This window comes from Nocardia sp. CA-084685 (assembly GCF_050955785.1).
Taxonomy (GTDB): domain Bacteria; phylum Actinomycetota; class Actinomycetes; order Mycobacteriales; family Mycobacteriaceae; genus Nocardia.
In genome coordinates this window covers 3,788,203-3,803,542 of sequence record NZ_CP192094.1, presented here as the reverse complement: position 1 = coordinate 3,803,542, position 15,340 = coordinate 3,788,203, and the positions used below count along the sequence as shown (strand labels likewise).

Sequence of the window (15,340 nt, the reverse complement as noted above, 5' to 3'; positions counted from 1 at the left end):
CGCGATGATGTAATTCGGCTGTCGCTTACAGTGAGACGGCGGTCCAGTGCGGCCCCGCGGGTAGCTCCCTTCGGGTGCCCTGGGAGCACGTCCAACTGCCGGTCGGCGATCTGGCACCACGTCCAGTGTCGAAGTGCCCAGGTCCCGGGACTATTACGGCTTCGGTGTCGAGCTGGCGGGCTTGGGCCTGCACCCTCGCCAGCAGCGGCCGTGCGGTAGCGGGTCGTTGGATCACCATCGCGGAGTATTGCTGCACAAGGGACTGGGAAAAGTAAACTTCAGCAGCCCAACGCTCGGGAGCACTAGCCATTGCGGAAATCGGACGAGCCCGTCAACTATATATGCGATACGCAACAGCAGTGCATTTGGACAACGACAACAATCAACGCAACAAATTCAACAGATTGCACGCCCGACTCGTTGATCCGCACTACGCATGAAGTTCGGGGATCTAGTTCGAGAATCGCCATGCATCGGCCCCGCTACTTGAAGTCATCGGCGGTGGCACAGGTTTCTTTCCATGAGGAATTTGAGGTTCGCGTGAAAACCAGTCCCAATTCGAGGCAGCGAAGAACTTCTGGTCCGAGCGTCGAAGATGTCTGGTCGCGATCGGCGCCGCCCTCCTGGTCGCCGTAAGGACGAGAGCCACACCACCCGCCCGCACAGCGAGTGTGAGCAGTCCGCTAGGCACCGCGGGACGATCGGCTTCGTCGACGATTATCGACTTGGATGGAGTCAGATCGGTTAAAGCTACGATGCAGCGTCTCGTCCTCGACGGCGGCGGGCCCGGGACAATTCACCGGCATTGACCGGAGAAGAACGCATGAAATCAAGTTCGCCTGAACAAGACTTCGACCCTCAGATGAAAATTCGCTCGCAAGATTGTGACGTGAATCTGTTTTAGCCATCTGCGACTATCCCAAAGAGTGCAAGCTTCGGTGCGTGCTCCGGCGGTGCCCGGCCCACGCGAGCGCGCATGAATAACCTCTTGTCCACGCGAACGAGGTTTCAGCGTCGAGAAAAACTGCTAATCCGGATGCGTCGTTACAAGAGCCCGATTTGGTTCGGCGTTCGAAGCCGACTCCCGGGTGGGTCGGCGCCTCGAGCACCGCACGTGGGATCCCTCGGGATTGCAGCCGTGAGGACGTCTCAGCCTTCTGCCAACTCCTCCGCCGCCTCACGACCCGCTACGCCGGTCCGCTGCAGAAAGTCGGCGATCACTTCGAGCTCGGCGACAGAATAACGAGTACACAATCTATCCATCCGGTTGTTCATCCCGGAGAACAACTCGAACAATTCGGAATTCCGTTCGCGCACACTACGCAACGTGACCGCACGACGGTCCGAGGATTCTGGATCCCGCTCGCGCACGATCCACCCGCCCTTCTCCAAGCGATCCAAGATCCCCGTCATCGTCGCAGGATGCAACCCGGCACGACGTGCCAGCGCCGTGGGTGACAGCGGGCCATCTCGGTTTATCAGATCCAGGCACGTCCAATCGACATCCTTGAGCTCAACCCGGCCACCGAACCTCCGATTGAGCAGCGACAACTGAATATTCAAGTCACGCAACGCTTCCCGCACGTCTGCGGTCAACCTCCGCCGGCTCCGCGTCGAAGCCCGCCCCGTTACCGAACCCACTTGTCCCACCTCGCCCACATTTATACGGCTTACATATCATACGGAGCCCTGAAGCAGCCGTGTAAGACGGCTCACCGACGCGGACGAACGGTAGGCGAATTCGCATCTCAGACCCGCATGACAGAAAGAGCGCAACGCGCCGCCCCGCGGTGTCACCGGCGAATCCCTCGATTGACGGGCCGCCGCCACCACAGCCGCGACGGCACACCAACGATCGTTCAGCGAGTCGAGCCGGCCGCCTGAAGCAGGAAAGCGTTGTCTTGCTGGTTGTTTCAGCTCGCTGGTTCAGCTCGCGAGGTCCAGGGTGTCGAATTGGTGGGCAGACCAGATGCGTCGTGAGATCTCTTCGGGGTAGGGCTGGGTGATCGGTTCAGCCTGGTAAACGCGGGTGGTTCGTGTCTGCGGATCGTAGGTTGCCCACCTGGGTTTGCCGGTGGTCGCGAAGTTCACCCAGTCGGTGCGCATGTGCTGGGCTATGTGGGTGATTTCGTTCGCGGCGTTCGGGTGGGCGGAGCGGTGGGCGCGTACCTCGTCGGGGCTGAGAGTACCGAACAGGAGCAGCAAGTCCAGGCAGTGTGAGGCGCCCTGTTCGGTGTTGAAGCTCCAGGCCAGTTCGTAGAGCCACACGGGTCCACCGCCGGCGTGCGCGGCGTCGGCCAGATGCAGGCTCGGCATCCGGAACAGCCAGTCGGTGTTGAGAAGTTCGAATCGTTGGCTGCGTGTGGCATCCGGGTAGGCGGTGCGGTAGAGCCTGTCGCCGTCCGCGCCCGGTCCGAGGTGGTCGAATGCCGCAGTCATGCGAGCCGGGCTCGGTTCGCTGCCGGGCCGGGAGGTGTAGAGCCGGAACTCGTCACGGGTGTGACCGACGAGCAGGTCCACCTCACGCGCGGCACCGCCAGCCACCGCACTCCACGGTGCGCACGGAAGCGCGTCGCCGTCGACGACAGGCGAGAACGGGGTCGGTGTGAGCGCCATCGGGCCCCAGACATCCACGAACTCTGGCATTTTCGTGATCACCGCAGTGGTCGCGTCGGTCAGGGCGCGCGGTGGGAGACGGACAAGGTCGGAGATCGTGGCCTGGACGCCGAGCTCGGCGGCGATCGTGGTCGAGATCGCGGCGGCGAGCTGTGGGGTGAAGTAGGTGCCGGGCATGCTCTGGCTGATCGCCCGTCGAAACAGTCCGGCCGCCCTCGGCATGACGAGCAGTGCGGCGATGGCTGCGCCGCCGGCGGATTGGCCGAAAACGGTGACGTTGGCCGGGTCGCCGCCGAATGCGGCGATGTTGTCCTGGACCCAGTGCAGGGCGGCGATCTGGTCGAGGATGCCGCGGTTGTCCGGGGCACCGGTGATGCGGGCGAACCCGTCGACGCCGACGCGATAGTTCATGCTGACCACCACCACACCCGCCCCAGCGAGTATCGCACCGTCGCAGTGCGGGTTGGCCGTGTTGTTTTCCAGGTATGTGCCGCCCTGGATCCACACCATCACCGGCAGCTTCGCGGCACCGAGGTCGGGTGACCAAACGTTGAGGGTCAAACAGTCCTCAGAGCCATCGTCGGTGCTGCCGGACGCCGACGACATCACCGACCCAGCATTGCTCGCTTGAGGAACCCGCGGACCGAACTCCCGTGCGTCGCGAACACCGTCCCACCGCAGGGCGCGAACTGGGGCTGCGAACCGTCGTGGGCCGACCGGCGGCTCCGCGTAGCGGATGCCCCGGAAGACCGCGACAGGGCCTTCCCACCTGCCACGCACGACTCCGGCAGCGGTGCGGATTTCATGTTCGATGTCCACGCGATGCTCGCTTTCCTGCGGTATTAGATGTGACGCGCTCTGTAGCCGATTACGGTGCTTCGGGCCGATGAGATCATCGCCGCCCGTAAGGTTTCGATGGCGTGTCGGCGAGCAGCCAAGATCAAAAGAAAGGTCAGGGCTTCGATCGTGGGTCGGGGGCGATGCGGAGCAGTTGCTTGCCGAGGTTGCGGCCTTCGAAGAGGCCGCGCAGCATGGCTGGCGCGAGTTCGAGGCCGTCCTGGACATCTTCGGCGTACACGATGTGGCCTTGGGTCATCCATTCGTTCAGTCGGCCGAATGCCTCTGGGAATCGGTCGAGGTAGTCCAGAAAGATGAATCCCTCCATCCGCGCCCGCTCGAGTCCGAGCTGCATGTAGTTGCGCGGTCCAGGAGGCGGTTCGCCCGCCTCGTAGCCGGAAGAGATGCTGCCGCAGACCACGATTCGGGCTCGTTCGGCGATATTCGCCAGTCCGGCGTCAAGGATGGCGCCACCGACGTTGTCGAAGAACACGTGGATACCTTCGGGAGCCAGTTCGCGCAACCTCGCCGCAACGTTGTCGGCTTTGTAGTCGATGCACGCATCGAACCGGGCGATCTCGGTGACCCAGGTGCATTTGGCGGCACCGCCCGCGATCCCGATCACCCTGCATCCCAGCGCTTTCGCGATCTGGCCCGCGATGGATCCTGTCGCGCCGGCGGCTCCGGAAACCAGCACGGTATCCCCGGCCGAGGGCCTACCGATCTCGATCATACCGAAGTAGGCGGTCAGCCCGGTCGCGCCGAAGATGCCGAGCATCGCCTTGGGATCAACGCCTGACGGAACGACATTCAGTCCCAGCAGCCCCTGGCCCGAGGCGATCGTGTAGTCCTGCCATCCGACCATCCCGCAAACCCAGTCTCCCACTGCGTAGTCGGCGTTGTGGGAGACCACCACCTGCCCGACACCACTGGCCCGCATCACCGCACCGAGCGGTACCGGATCCATGTAGTTCGGGCCGTCATTGAGCCAGCCCCGCTGAGTCGGATCGAAAGCCAGCCAGACCACCCTGACGAGAGCCTCACCCGGGCCGGGGGTGGGGATCGAGCCATTCCTGAGCTCGAAGCTGCTGTTGTCGACCATGCCCGCCGGTCGTTTGACAAGAATCCACTGGCGATTCACCCAGCGAAGCTAACCGGCCTATGCGATCACTGTCATTCGAATTTCCTGGACCTCGAACCGGGGGCTCAGCCTGCGGACACCGCTACCGGCGCGCGATCCGCGCCAGAGTGGACTTCCCGACCGATCTGTGGAATCTGAAAAGTCAAGCGGGTCACGGTTATTCTTGGCCGACTCCGACGATCGGCAACTGGATGGCGCCCACAGCGTTGAACTGACGAGGCGTCGGTCCCGCTGGGCTGGGAACATCGGCACGGCGTTGCAGCAACTGGTCGAGGGCGGCTCGGCCGTCTTCGACCGCCGTTTGTTCATCGTCGGTGAGCGCGATGCTGACCAGCATGCGTTGCCGGGTTCGGTTTCGCTTGCAGGAGTCGGCTTTCGCTGGATTCCTTGGAGTGTAGAAGTCGCAGCGGGCGCAGGCCACGCGGTGCGGGCGTTGTTCGAAGAAGGTGTTGGTGCAGAATCCGTGGCCGAGGTCGTAGTGCTGCCAGGGTTCCCCGGCGGTGACGGCTCCGTTGGTGACGGCGTCGCGGTCGATGAGGACTTCGATGGTGCGACGTTGCGGCCGGATCCACCTGGATGTATCGAAGGTAGCGATCACTTTGCTGATCTGGGACTCTTGCGCTGGTTGGCATTGAAGCGCGCCTTCTTCTGACGATTCCCGCACGTGTTCATGTCACACCATTTGCGGGTGCGACTTTGGCTGGTGTCGAAGAAGGCGGCTCGGCAGGTTGGCGACGCGCACAAGGCCAATTTTCCGTCTCGTTCGCCTGCGATGATGCTGATCGCGTCGGCGGCGATCACGCCTAGGGCATCTTCTACGCAGGTAGCCGAGCTGAGTCGCCATTGACGATTGCCCTCGGGCGTCAGGATAGCCGCGGCCCCACTCTGAATACTGCAGTCATTGATGACTTGGACAGCAGACGCAGGGAGAGCGTCTTGGCTCGCGGCCGCCGTCGCGGCGGCGTGAATTGATTCCCTCAGTCCCCGAGCGAGTTCCAGCTGGGCGGTGGTGCAGGACTGCACGGCAAGGCCGTTCACTGCCAGCCAGTCGACGAGTCGCTGCGGCGTGGGAATGCGCTCCACAGGATCGCCATGACGCTCCGACAGCGTCCCCGTGAAACTAGTCGCTAGCACGGTGCCGAGGCGAAAGTCAGGGAACCCAGCAGGCATGGAACCACCTTAGCTGGTTGCGGGCTGACGCAGAGGCGTGTTAGAACCGTCTTAGCCGGTTCACGAAAGGTCGTAACCCGGTTCCGCGATGACCAGGAGGTCCCATGCCCGCACTCCTCAATCCGGTTTTCACACCCGACCCCATCGACGTGCAAGCATTCGAAGCCCACGCGCCTGACGCTGACCTCGACGATCTGCGCGCGCGATTAGCCGCGGCACGGCTACCGGAGGTCGAGACGGTCTATCGCGCCGCGCCCGGCCCTCGCCGATGGGAACAGGGCGTTCCTCTCGCCGACCTCGTCGAGGTCGTGAACTACTGGCGCACCGGGTACAACTGGCGGTCATTCGAAGAGCGCCTCAACCGTATCGGCCAGTTCCGCACGACCATTGATGATCTGGGAATCCACTTCCTGCACCGCCGATCCGCGCGCGCAGATGCCACTCCGCTGGTCTTGACGCACGGCTGGCCAGACAGCATCGCTCGGTTCATCGATGTAGTAGACGAGCTGGCAGATCCGAAAGATGCAGACGCGCCAGCGTTCCACGTCGTGGTTCCATCGCTACCGGGCTTTGGTTACAGCGACAAGCCGGCCACCACCGGGTGGGGAACCGAAAAGATCGCGGCCGCATGGGTGGAACTGATGGGAAGGCTCGGCTACCGCAAGTTCGCGGCCCACGGCGGCGACTGGGGAGGCAATATCACCACGGTTCTCGGCGGCAGGTTCCCGGCGCACGTTCTCGGCATCCACACAACGTTCGCGGAGGGACCGCCCGGGTTGACAACGGACGGGTTGACGGCGGCCGAGCGCAAGTGGACCGAGGAAACCCGGGACTTCTGGCGCCACCGCGCGGCGTACGCGAAGCAGCAGGCGACCCGACCGCAGACCATCGGTTACTCGCTCGTCGACTCACCGGTCGGGCTTCTCGCCTGGATTCTCGACAAGTTCGCTGAGTGGACAGATACCGAAGATAGCCCGTTCGAGACGATTTCCAGAGACAGCATTCTGGACAACATCACCCTGTACTGGCTGACGCGGACCGGCGCATCCTCAGCCCGCATCTACTACGAAAGCCACAACGCGCTCGACCCCGAACTTCGGGTCGACGTCCCGACGGCAATCAGCATGTATCCCCGCGACGTAGAGAAGTGTCCGCGCCCTTGGGCGCAGGAGCGGTACCGACAGATCGTCCGATGGAGGTCGCCCGAAACCGGGGGACATTTCCCGTCGCTGGAGGTTCCCGAGTATTTCGTCAAGGACCTGCAAGAAGGCCTCGCGGCAGTGCTGGCCGCTAATCGGTGAACGCGGCTGGGTGCCGAGACTCGGAATCAGTCCGAGGATCTGAGGATGCAGATCGGCGAAATTTTGTCGCATCCGGTGCAAACACCAGCCCGAATCGACGCGGGTCAGAAGTGACGAAATACGTTGGGCGATCGAGTAATACGAGCTTCACAACACATAATCGGGGTTACGGACTCTCTTGTTTGGTTTCCTCCACGATCCAGGCCGCGATCTGAGAGCGTGAGGTGAAGCCGAGTTTGGTCAGGATGTGTTCGACGTGGCCTTCGGCGGTGCGCTGCGAGATCACGAGTTTGGCGGCGATCTGCTTGTTGCTGAGTCCCTGGGCGATGAGGTCGGCGACCTGCAGCTCACGCTTGGTCAATTTCGTGGATGCGCGCGCGGAATCGGCGACCTGTTCCCCGAGCGCGTACGCCACAGCGGCGCCGATCCCCATCGCCTGACCGTGGCGGAAGGCCGCGTCGAATGCGCGGGTGCCGAGGGTGCGATGCGTTGTCTGCTCACAGTTTTCGTGAAAGCGCGCCATGTCCGGGAAGACAGCTCCAACACTGCTACCCACGAGCCAGCTTCCTTGCGCGGCTCCCAGCAGCACGGCCGCGCGCTCGACGTCGCCCTGGTCGGCGACAGTCCAGGCCAGCGCCTCGAGACTGAATGCGGTAAGCACCGGGCTACTCGGCCGACGGTTGACTCGCAGCGCTTCCTCGAGCAGCTTTTGGGCTTTGTCCCGCTCGCCTTGCTGCCATGCGGCCACGCCCAATCCGCGTAGCGCAGCCGAACGATAGAGCAGTTCGCCCTGCGCTTCGGTGATCGAAAATACCCGGCGGTAATGCTCGGTTGCTCGAGTCATGTCGCCGCGAAGCTCATATGCCCAGCCGAGGATGGTCAGGGTACCGATGTAGAGAGCGCCCGTCCTTTCCCAGCTGAGTGTCTCGATGTCATGTTCGAGGGAGGACGCTACGTTGACCGTTTCGCCGCTAGCGAGTGCGAGAACGGCGGTCGCATAGGCGATCTGCGCCTGAATCGCGGGGGCGGGGGCCTGTTCCGCAAGCACTCGTGCCTGCTCCAGCAGGGCGGCCGCAGACTGGACATCTCCCTGCGGCGCGGCCAGTTGGCAGCCGACGCAGAACGCCTTGATGCGGTCGAGTACCGGTTGCGCGGCGGGGTGGGCGAGAACGCGGTCGATCCACGATCGGCCTTCCCCATACTGACCGGATAAGCTCCAGAAATCGTAGAGTGCCGCTGTAGTGCGCAGCCCTGCTTCAGCGGCTTCCTGCGTGTTCTCGGACAGGCAGGATTCGAGCGCTTCGCGCAGGTTGGGTAGTTCGTGTTCGAGGCGGATGATCCAGTCGAGCTGCCGGTCGCTGATCCACCCGGCTTCCGCGTCCAACGCCAACTGCCGATACCAGTCGCGGTGGCGTCGGCGCAGCTCAGTGTCTTCGCCGGACTCTCGTAGTTTTTCCCGGCCGTAGCCGCGAACTGTCTCGAGCATCCGGAAACGCACGGCGGTATCGGATTCCTCCCGGATCAGGATGGACTTGTCGACGAGGGAGGAAACCACATCCAGCGGCGTATCCGGTGCTAGGTCTGTGCCGCATATCTGCTCAACGGCGTCGAGTTCGAAGCTGCCGGCGAACACCGACATCCGGGCCCACAGCCGCTGTTCGGTCCCAGTGCACAACTCGTAGCTCCAGTCGATACTCCATCGCAGCGTCTGTTGCCGTGTCGGGGCTGTGCGACTGCCGCGGGTGAGCAGCGCGTACCGATCGGTAAGCCGGGCCAGGATCTGCTGCGGTGACATCATGCGCATCCGGGCCGCGGCCAGCTCGATCGCCAGCGGCAACCCGTCCAGGTGGGCGCAGATCCCGGTGACGGCGGCCTTGTTGTCCTCATCGAGTTCGAAGCCCGGCACCGCTGCCGCGGCGCGGTCTACGAACAACCTCACCGCGTCGAAACCGGGCAGCCCGGCCAGGGTCGGTTCCCGGTCGGGGTCGGGGACCGACAGTGGTGGCACCCGCAGCAACGCTTCCCCAGCGATGTTCAGTGGTTCGCGGCTAGTGGCGAGGATCCGCAACTCCGGACACGTGCGCAGCAACGTCTCGGTCAGCTTGGCCACGGCATCCACGATCTGCTCGCAGTTGTCCACCACGAGCAGTGTTTCTCGCGAACTCAGGAAGCCGATCAGAACCTCGAGCAACGGGCTGGCCGACTCGTTGCGCACACCGAGGGTGGCCGCCACCACGTCGACCAGCAGCGCGGGGTCGGACACTTCGGCCAACTCGATCAACCACACACCGTCGGCGAAACCACGTCGCGCACTGGCCGCGGCCCGCAGCGCCAGCCGCGTCTTGCCGACACCCCCGGTCCCGGTCAACGTCACTAGCCGCGCGTTCGACAGCAGATTCTTCAGCGCCGATACCTCGGTGCGCCGGTCGATGAAACTGGTCAACTCGAGGGGCAGATTGCCACTGTAGTCCCGAGTAGCCGCCGTCGGCTTGCGCGCTACCCGCATCGGTGGCTTCTGGTCGGAATCGGCGAGATTCGGTTCGCCCCGCACCGCCATCTCGCCCACCGCGAACCCGTGGCGCTGCTGCAGTTGCCGAAATGTCTGCCCCAGCGCCGCCGCCGACGGCCGCTCCCTGCCGTCGCGGCTCATCGCTGTCGCCACCACCGCCGACACGTCCTCGGGGAGGCCGTTCTCCCGCAGGTCGGGCACCGGCTGGGTGGTGATCCGGATAAACTGCGCGACCATCTTCTCACCGCTACGACGCTCGAACGCAGCATGCCCGGTCAATGCACAGAACAGGGTGGCGCCCAGCCCATAGACATCCGCGGCCGGGGTCGGCTCGCCCCCCTCGAGCACCTCCGGCGCGGTGAACGCCGGCGATCCGGTCACAATGCTCGCAGTCGTCTGGAACCCACCGGTGATGTGCGCGATACCGAAATCGGTCAACGCTGGTTCACCGTACTCGGTGAGCAGAATGTTTCCCGGCTTCACGTCCCGATGCACGATACCGAGACGATGTGCGCTCTCCAGCGCACCAGCGATCTTCACCCCGATCTGCAGGACCTTCTCCAAAGGAAGCGGACCATGCTCGCGGATCCACGCATCCAGCGAATCCAGCGGGTGGTACGGCATCACCAGATATGGCTGCCCGCTGGTGGTGGTACCGGTTTCCAGCACGGTGACGATGTTGGGATGCCCGGTCAACCGGCCCATCGCGCGCTGCTCCCGGACAAACCGCGCCTGATTGTCTTCGTCCAATTCCGAGGTCAGAACCTTTACCGCGACCGTCCGGTCCAGCGATGCCTGCGTGCAGCGATACACCACACCGAAACCCCCGCGCCCGATCTCCACGGCGTCCTCGAAACCCGCAGCAGCCAACTCCGCCGTGACAGGCTTCATCGCCTCACCGCGCGTCCGCAGCGGATCGTCATCGGTCATCGGCCGGGTGTGATCCGACCAGCATCTCTCCGGACACCAGGCAACATGCACTCACCTTTCGCCAATGCCAGCGTATCGCCGGAGAACATCGACGGAGGAATATCGGACTGGCGGCGCGTTGAGCGCGACACCGACCGCCACCAGCGGAGACGGCTACCCGCCTTGCCGTCGGCCCGCGGCGGCGCGCCGGACAATTCCATGCGCCGATCGCCGCCGAAAACGACGCAAACCGATCCCCTGGCGGTGCAGGGTGCCGAACCGAGTTCTGGCGACTGACCGTCTCGGGCACTCACGCGGGCCGCTTGCTCCACTCGATCTCCACGGTGGTGCGACCACTCGGGCCGAGGTCTCGCACAGCACCTACACGTCGAGAAGTTCTGTGGTGCCGGAATGATCGCGCCGAGTGGGCCGCGGCAGCCCGCTCGCGATCGACATGGATCTGCTGGCGGTCGCCGGTCGCGACAGCGAAGGCGCCGATCCCGAGAACAAGTCATTGAGGTCGGGCAGGTGGCAGCCACCACCGGTAGCGACACGGAATTGGATTCGCCGATCGTCCGCGCCCACGTCGAAGCGGCATGTCGACGATCCGGTGTCCTGGATTTGGAAGTCCCGATATGGCGGTTCAGGACTGACTGATCCGGTTACACCCGGGTCGACCGCGTGGCGGTTGCCGAAACCTCTTGCTTACTCGGACAAAAGGTTTCGGCTGCGGCAGGTTGTCAAGCCGGACGCGCCTGCAGATAGTCCGTCGCAGACATGACCTTCAGCGCCTGGCGCACACCGAGTGGCGCCCACCCAGCCGAACCGTCGTGCGCCACCACCGGATCGACGAGCAGCACGACCGTCCCCTTGCTCTCGAGTTCGAAACCGCCTGCGGCCGTGACGTTCTTGACCCAGTCCGTATCGCGGCCATACGTCAGCGCGATCCGGTAGACACCGTCGTTTTCGAACGCCCACACCGGAGTTCTATACGGCCGCCCGGATTTTCGTCCCTTGTGGACGACCATGCTCATCGGGGGCACTTTGCCGGCCAATCGGCCGAGGATCGGGTTCGTCACGTGCCGGTTCAATTTCGCCAGTGTGCGCGGAAGCACCATCTGGGGCGGTCCTCTCTCAGGGTGGCGTGCGGAGATCAGGTTACTCTCGAGCGGTGTTCGCGCACCCTGAGTCGGAGATGATCGCGGTCTATGACAAGGCGGGCCGCGAAATCGGCGCGGCCGACCGTGCCACCGTCTATCGCGACGGCATCTGGCATGCCAGTGCGGGGGTACTCGTCCGCTCCGGCGACGGCGAACGCGTCTATGTGCACCGTCGCACCGATACCAAGATGGTCTTCGCCGGTATGCACGACTGCCTGGCCGGTGGTGTCGTCGATCCCGGCGAGACCCCAGCACAGACGGCCGTCCGCGAACTCGCCGAGGAACTTGGCATCGTCCTGCCCGCCGACGCGGCACCGCTCCCCCTGCGGGCCCGCACATCCTGGGACGGCGCATGGCAGGGCGCACCGATGCGCTGTCATCTGTTCGCCTATGAACTCCGCTACGACGGACCCATCCGGCACCAACCCGAGGAGATCGTGGACGGCTGGTGGTGGACCGATGCCGAACTGCGCGCACATCTGGCCGACCCGTCCTGGCCGTTCGTCCCCGATACCCGCATCCTCACCGACCACCTGCTGGCCTGAACGCCATCGGCCCATCAGGTCGGGGACCTGATGGGCCGACGAGCCTGCGTTCTGTCAGGCGGCGCTACCGCTCATAGCACCCATGACCTGGGTGAAGAGGTTCGCGACGACTTCGAGGAGCTCCATGTACATTCCCTTGCTGGACCCGATATGAAATTTGCATTCTGCACGAGTTAGGTGTCCAGCAGGTAAGAGGGCCGTGAAAACGGGCGACTAACCCGAGGACGCCACCGAGCCAGCCCAGGCCGCGAAAGCGCCCGGATTTCGGGTCTGCAGCAGCACCCGGCCGGGCCCCGTGAAGTCGAATACAAAGCCCTCGCCCGACTTCAGCGACTGGATGGAGCGCCCGGATACCGCGCGCCGAATGGTGAAGTTCATGGCCAAGTCGTAGGCCACTACATGGCCGGTATCGATGGTGATCGGCTCGCCCGGCTGCAGATCGATCACATCGATCGCGCCGAAGACACCGACGACAACCTCACCCTCGCCGTGTGCGCGCAGCCCGAAGCCGCCCTCGCCACCGAACAGGTTCGCCAAACCGCCCCATTTGCCCTCGACCTGCACGCCATGCGAGTTCGCGATCCAACCGCCGCGGCTGATGAAGAACGGCCGATCAGGGGTGATCTGCAGATTCAGCATGTCGCCGGGAAGCGCGGGCGCCACATCCACCCACCCGCCTTGCGGTGGAGCGGTGAAGGTCGAGACAAAGAATGATTCGCCCGCCAGCACCGAACGCTTCAGCCCGGCGAGAATGCCCCCTTCGGCCTTGGCCTGCAACGAAACTCCCGCCGAATGCGCGACCATAGCGCCGCTCTCGACCCGCATCGGCTCACCGCCGGCCAGGAAGCACCGCGCGACCGCGGAGGCCGGACTATGACGCAGTTGTACCTTCATAAATGCCGACCCTACCGGCTATTTCGGCTACGAAGGGTCCAGCGATTCCAGGGTCTTCGCATCACGCGCGACAACCGCACCACCGTCGGGTGTGAGCACGATCGGTCGCTGAATCAGCTTCGGATTCGCCGCCAATGCTTCGATCCAGCGCTCCCGGTCGGCCTCGGTGCGTCCCCAGCCGGATATGCCCAGGTCCTTGGCGACCTGTTCACCGGTGCGGGTGATATCCCATGGCTCGGCGCCGAGGCGCTTCAACACGGCCCGCAATTCCGCCGCGGTTGGCGGATTGTCGAGGTAGCGCCGGACCGTGTACTCGACGCCCACCTCGTCCAGGTGCGTGGTGGCATTGCGGCTCTTGCTGCACTGCGGGTTGTGCCAGATCTCGGTTTGCCCAGATGTCATGGTCGCAGCGTACCGACAGGTGCATCCGGGTCGGCCACACGTGGGACCAGAGGTGGCGCAAGCCGGTGCGCTTCCACACGGTGACGTGCCGGGTGTTGGCCGGGTAGCCGATTCGGCTGTCCACCTTGGCAACTGGTTCGATGTGGTCGAAATCCCAGTGCTCGCCCGCCAGCCAGCCGGTGCTTCACCCCACGTATTCGTCGGCGACCTCCAACACCTCGTCGACGATCTCCAGTCCCGTTCGCAGTTCGTCGGCCGAGGTGGTCAGCGGCGGTGCGATCTGGAAGCGGTTACCCGCATTGAACGGCCACAGCCCGCGTTCCTTTGCGGCAGCGGTCACCCGGTTCATCGGTTCGGCGGCGGGACCGGCGGCCGCGAACGGGATCAGCGGCTCGCGGGTGTCTGGATCGCGCACCAACTCCAGTGCCCAGAAGAAGCCCATACCGCGCGCCTCGCCGACACTCGGGTGCCGAGATGCCAACTCCGCCAAGCCTTTTCCGAGAACATCCGCGCCGACTGTGCGCACGTGGTCGAGTATGCCGTCGCGTTCGAAAACATTGATCGAGGCGATGCCCGCGGCACAGGCGAGGGGGTGTCCGGCATAGGTGAGTCCGCCGGGATACACCGTATTGTCATAGCGCTGCGCGATCCGTTCCGCCATCAGCACACCGCCGAGCGGAACATAACCGGAGTTGACGCCCTTGGCGAAGGTGATGATATCGGGTGCGACATCGAAGGCCTGGACCGCGAACCACGCACCGACCCGACCGAATCCGACCATCACTTCGTCGGCGATGTAAACGATGCCGAATTCGTCGCACAGTTCCCGGACACCGGCGAGATAGCCCGGCGGCGGCACGAGCACGCCGTTGGTGCCGACCACCGTCTCCAGAATCAGACCCGCAATGTGTTGCGGCCCTTCCAATTCGATCACTTGGCGCAGGTGTCGCAACGCAGCCGTTGTCTCTTCCGCTGGAGTGCTCGAGCCCCACGGGGATCGGTAGGGATACGGCCCGAAGAAGCGGACGACGTCGACATTGGTCGGTTCCGCGCCCCAGCGTCGCGGCTCACCGGTCAGCCCGATCGCGACACCGGTGCCGCCGTGATATGAGCGGTAAGCAGCGAGCATTTTCGTGCGGCCGGTGTAGCTGCGAGCAAGCCGCACCGCATGTTCGACGGCCTCCGCGCCGCCGGTGGTGAACAGAATCCGATTCAGCTCCCCCGGTGCGCGTTCCACGATCAACCGGGCCAGTTCGCTGCGCTCCTCGTTGCCGACGGTCGGCGAGATCGTCGCGAGCTTCTGTACCTGATCGATAATGGCCGCGACGATATCCGGATGTTGGTGTCCGATATTGACATTCACCAGTTGGGAGGAGAAGTCGAGGTAGCGTTTGCCGCTCTCCTCCCAGAACCACGATCCCGAGGCGCCGACGATCGGCACCGGGTTCAGCGTCGCCTGGGCACTCCAGGGATAGAAGACGTGATCTGACCCGCTCATGCGGCGAATTCCCCCTTCGAATCTGGATAGAACAGCACCTTGGCACCATAGCCCGATTGCGGCGCCTACGCGGCCAGGTACTCATTGCGTCCGGTCGATACGCATCGGCAGATCACGGGCCTGGAAGCTGAGTGATCGCCTCGGCTGGCGTATCAGCGGCGGGATCGGCGCCGACGAGGCGGCAGTTGACGACTGTGTGGCGCTTTCGGCCCGCTTTGGACGGCCCGAGTGATCGAGGCGATCGGCGGGGCTGTTCCGGTGGGTGCGGTGGCCTACGGCGCGGAAGCCATCGACCAAGTGCACGCGATCTTCGCCTAGCGTTGCGCGGACCCCATCCGCTGGTACGCAGGTTGCGCAC

General features: G+C 64.2%; 13 protein-coding genes. 3 read left to right on the top strand and 10 right to left on the bottom strand.

Annotation, left to right across the window (positions count from 1 at the left end; genetic code table 11):
- Positions 1–1,149 precede the first annotated feature (1,149 nt).
- The 5 genes from ACQP2U_RS17370 to ACQP2U_RS17350 form a co-directional block, all read right to left on the bottom strand.
- Positions 1,150–1,584 (bottom strand): MarR family transcriptional regulator, encoded by a 435-nt coding sequence (locus ACQP2U_RS17370; protein WP_433716500.1) that lies wholly within the window; start codon positions 1,582–1,584, stop codon positions 1,150–1,152.
- 342 nt (positions 1,585–1,926) lie between these two features.
- The gene (locus ACQP2U_RS17365; RefSeq protein WP_433715609.1) at positions 1,927–3,681 is read right to left on the bottom strand and encodes a carboxylesterase/lipase family protein; all 1,755 of its coding nucleotides are present in this window, start codon (positions 3,679–3,681) and stop codon (positions 1,927–1,929) included.
- The gene (locus ACQP2U_RS17360) at positions 3,569–4,594 is read right to left on the bottom strand and encodes an NADP-dependent oxidoreductase (protein WP_433715608.1); all 1,026 of its coding nucleotides are present in this window, start codon (positions 4,592–4,594) and stop codon (positions 3,569–3,571) included. Before ACQP2U_RS17360 ends, ACQP2U_RS17365 begins: the two co-directional genes overlap by 113 nt.
- A gap of 157 nt (positions 4,595–4,751) precedes the next feature.
- On the bottom strand, positions 4,752–5,192 hold the full coding sequence (locus tag ACQP2U_RS17355) for a hypothetical protein (protein ID WP_433715607.1): 441 nt from the start codon (positions 5,190–5,192) through the stop codon (positions 4,752–4,754).
- Positions 5,189–5,764 carry a CGNR zinc finger domain-containing protein gene (locus ACQP2U_RS17350; RefSeq protein WP_433715606.1) on the bottom strand — a complete coding sequence of 192 codons (576 nt, stop codon included), beginning with the start codon at positions 5,762–5,764 and terminating at the stop codon, positions 5,189–5,191. The genes ACQP2U_RS17355 and ACQP2U_RS17350 overlap by 4 nt, the downstream gene beginning before the upstream one ends.
- A gap of 104 nt (positions 5,765–5,868) precedes the next feature.
- Here ACQP2U_RS17350 and ACQP2U_RS17345 point away from each other — a divergent pair, with 104 nt between their 5' ends.
- Positions 5,869–7,065, top strand: coding sequence for an epoxide hydrolase family protein (locus ACQP2U_RS17345; RefSeq protein WP_433715605.1), 1,197 nt, complete (start codon positions 5,869–5,871; stop codon positions 7,063–7,065).
- A gap of 166 nt (positions 7,066–7,231) precedes the next feature.
- Here ACQP2U_RS17345 and ACQP2U_RS17340 read toward each other — a convergent pair whose 3' ends face one another.
- Positions 7,232–10,504, bottom strand: coding sequence for a protein kinase domain-containing protein (locus ACQP2U_RS17340; RefSeq protein ID WP_433715604.1), 3,273 nt, complete (start codon positions 10,502–10,504; stop codon positions 7,232–7,234).
- A 719-nt stretch (positions 10,505–11,223) separates the two neighbouring features.
- Positions 11,224–11,601 (bottom strand): nitroreductase family deazaflavin-dependent oxidoreductase, encoded by a 378-nt coding sequence (locus tag ACQP2U_RS17335; RefSeq protein WP_433715603.1) that lies wholly within the window; start codon positions 11,599–11,601, stop codon positions 11,224–11,226.
- A 77-nt stretch (positions 11,602–11,678) separates the two neighbouring features.
- Between ACQP2U_RS17335 and ACQP2U_RS17330 the strand changes: the two genes are divergently transcribed.
- Complete coding sequence (locus ACQP2U_RS17330; RefSeq protein ID WP_433716499.1) at positions 11,679–12,188, top strand: NUDIX hydrolase; 510 nt, start codon at positions 11,679–11,681, stop codon at positions 12,186–12,188.
- Between the two features lie 213 nt (positions 12,189–12,401).
- Here the strand turns inward: ACQP2U_RS17330 and ACQP2U_RS17325 are convergent, their stop codons facing one another.
- The 3 genes from ACQP2U_RS17325 to ACQP2U_RS17315 all read right to left on the bottom strand — a co-directional run bounded on the left by ACQP2U_RS17325 (position 12,402) and on the right by ACQP2U_RS17315 (position 14,982).
- Positions 12,402–13,082 carry a TIGR00266 family protein gene (locus ACQP2U_RS17325; protein WP_397034920.1) on the bottom strand — a complete coding sequence of 227 codons (681 nt, stop codon included), beginning with the start codon at positions 13,080–13,082 and terminating at the stop codon, positions 12,402–12,404.
- A 27-nt stretch (positions 13,083–13,109) separates the two neighbouring features.
- The gene (locus tag ACQP2U_RS17320; protein WP_433715602.1) at positions 13,110–13,484 is read right to left on the bottom strand and encodes an arsenate reductase family protein; all 375 of its coding nucleotides are present in this window, start codon (positions 13,482–13,484) and stop codon (positions 13,110–13,112) included.
- A gap of 184 nt (positions 13,485–13,668) precedes the next feature.
- Positions 13,669–14,982, bottom strand: coding sequence for an aspartate aminotransferase family protein (locus tag ACQP2U_RS17315; protein WP_433715601.1), 1,314 nt, complete (start codon positions 14,980–14,982; stop codon positions 13,669–13,671).
- 192 nt (positions 14,983–15,174) lie between these two features.
- Here ACQP2U_RS17315 and ACQP2U_RS17310 point away from each other — a divergent pair, with 192 nt between their 5' ends.
- Entirely contained in the window at positions 15,175–15,300 is a 126-nt protein-coding gene (locus ACQP2U_RS17310; RefSeq protein ID WP_433716498.1) for a DUF6506 family protein, read from the top strand.
- The last annotated feature ends 40 nt before the right edge of the window (positions 15,301–15,340 follow it).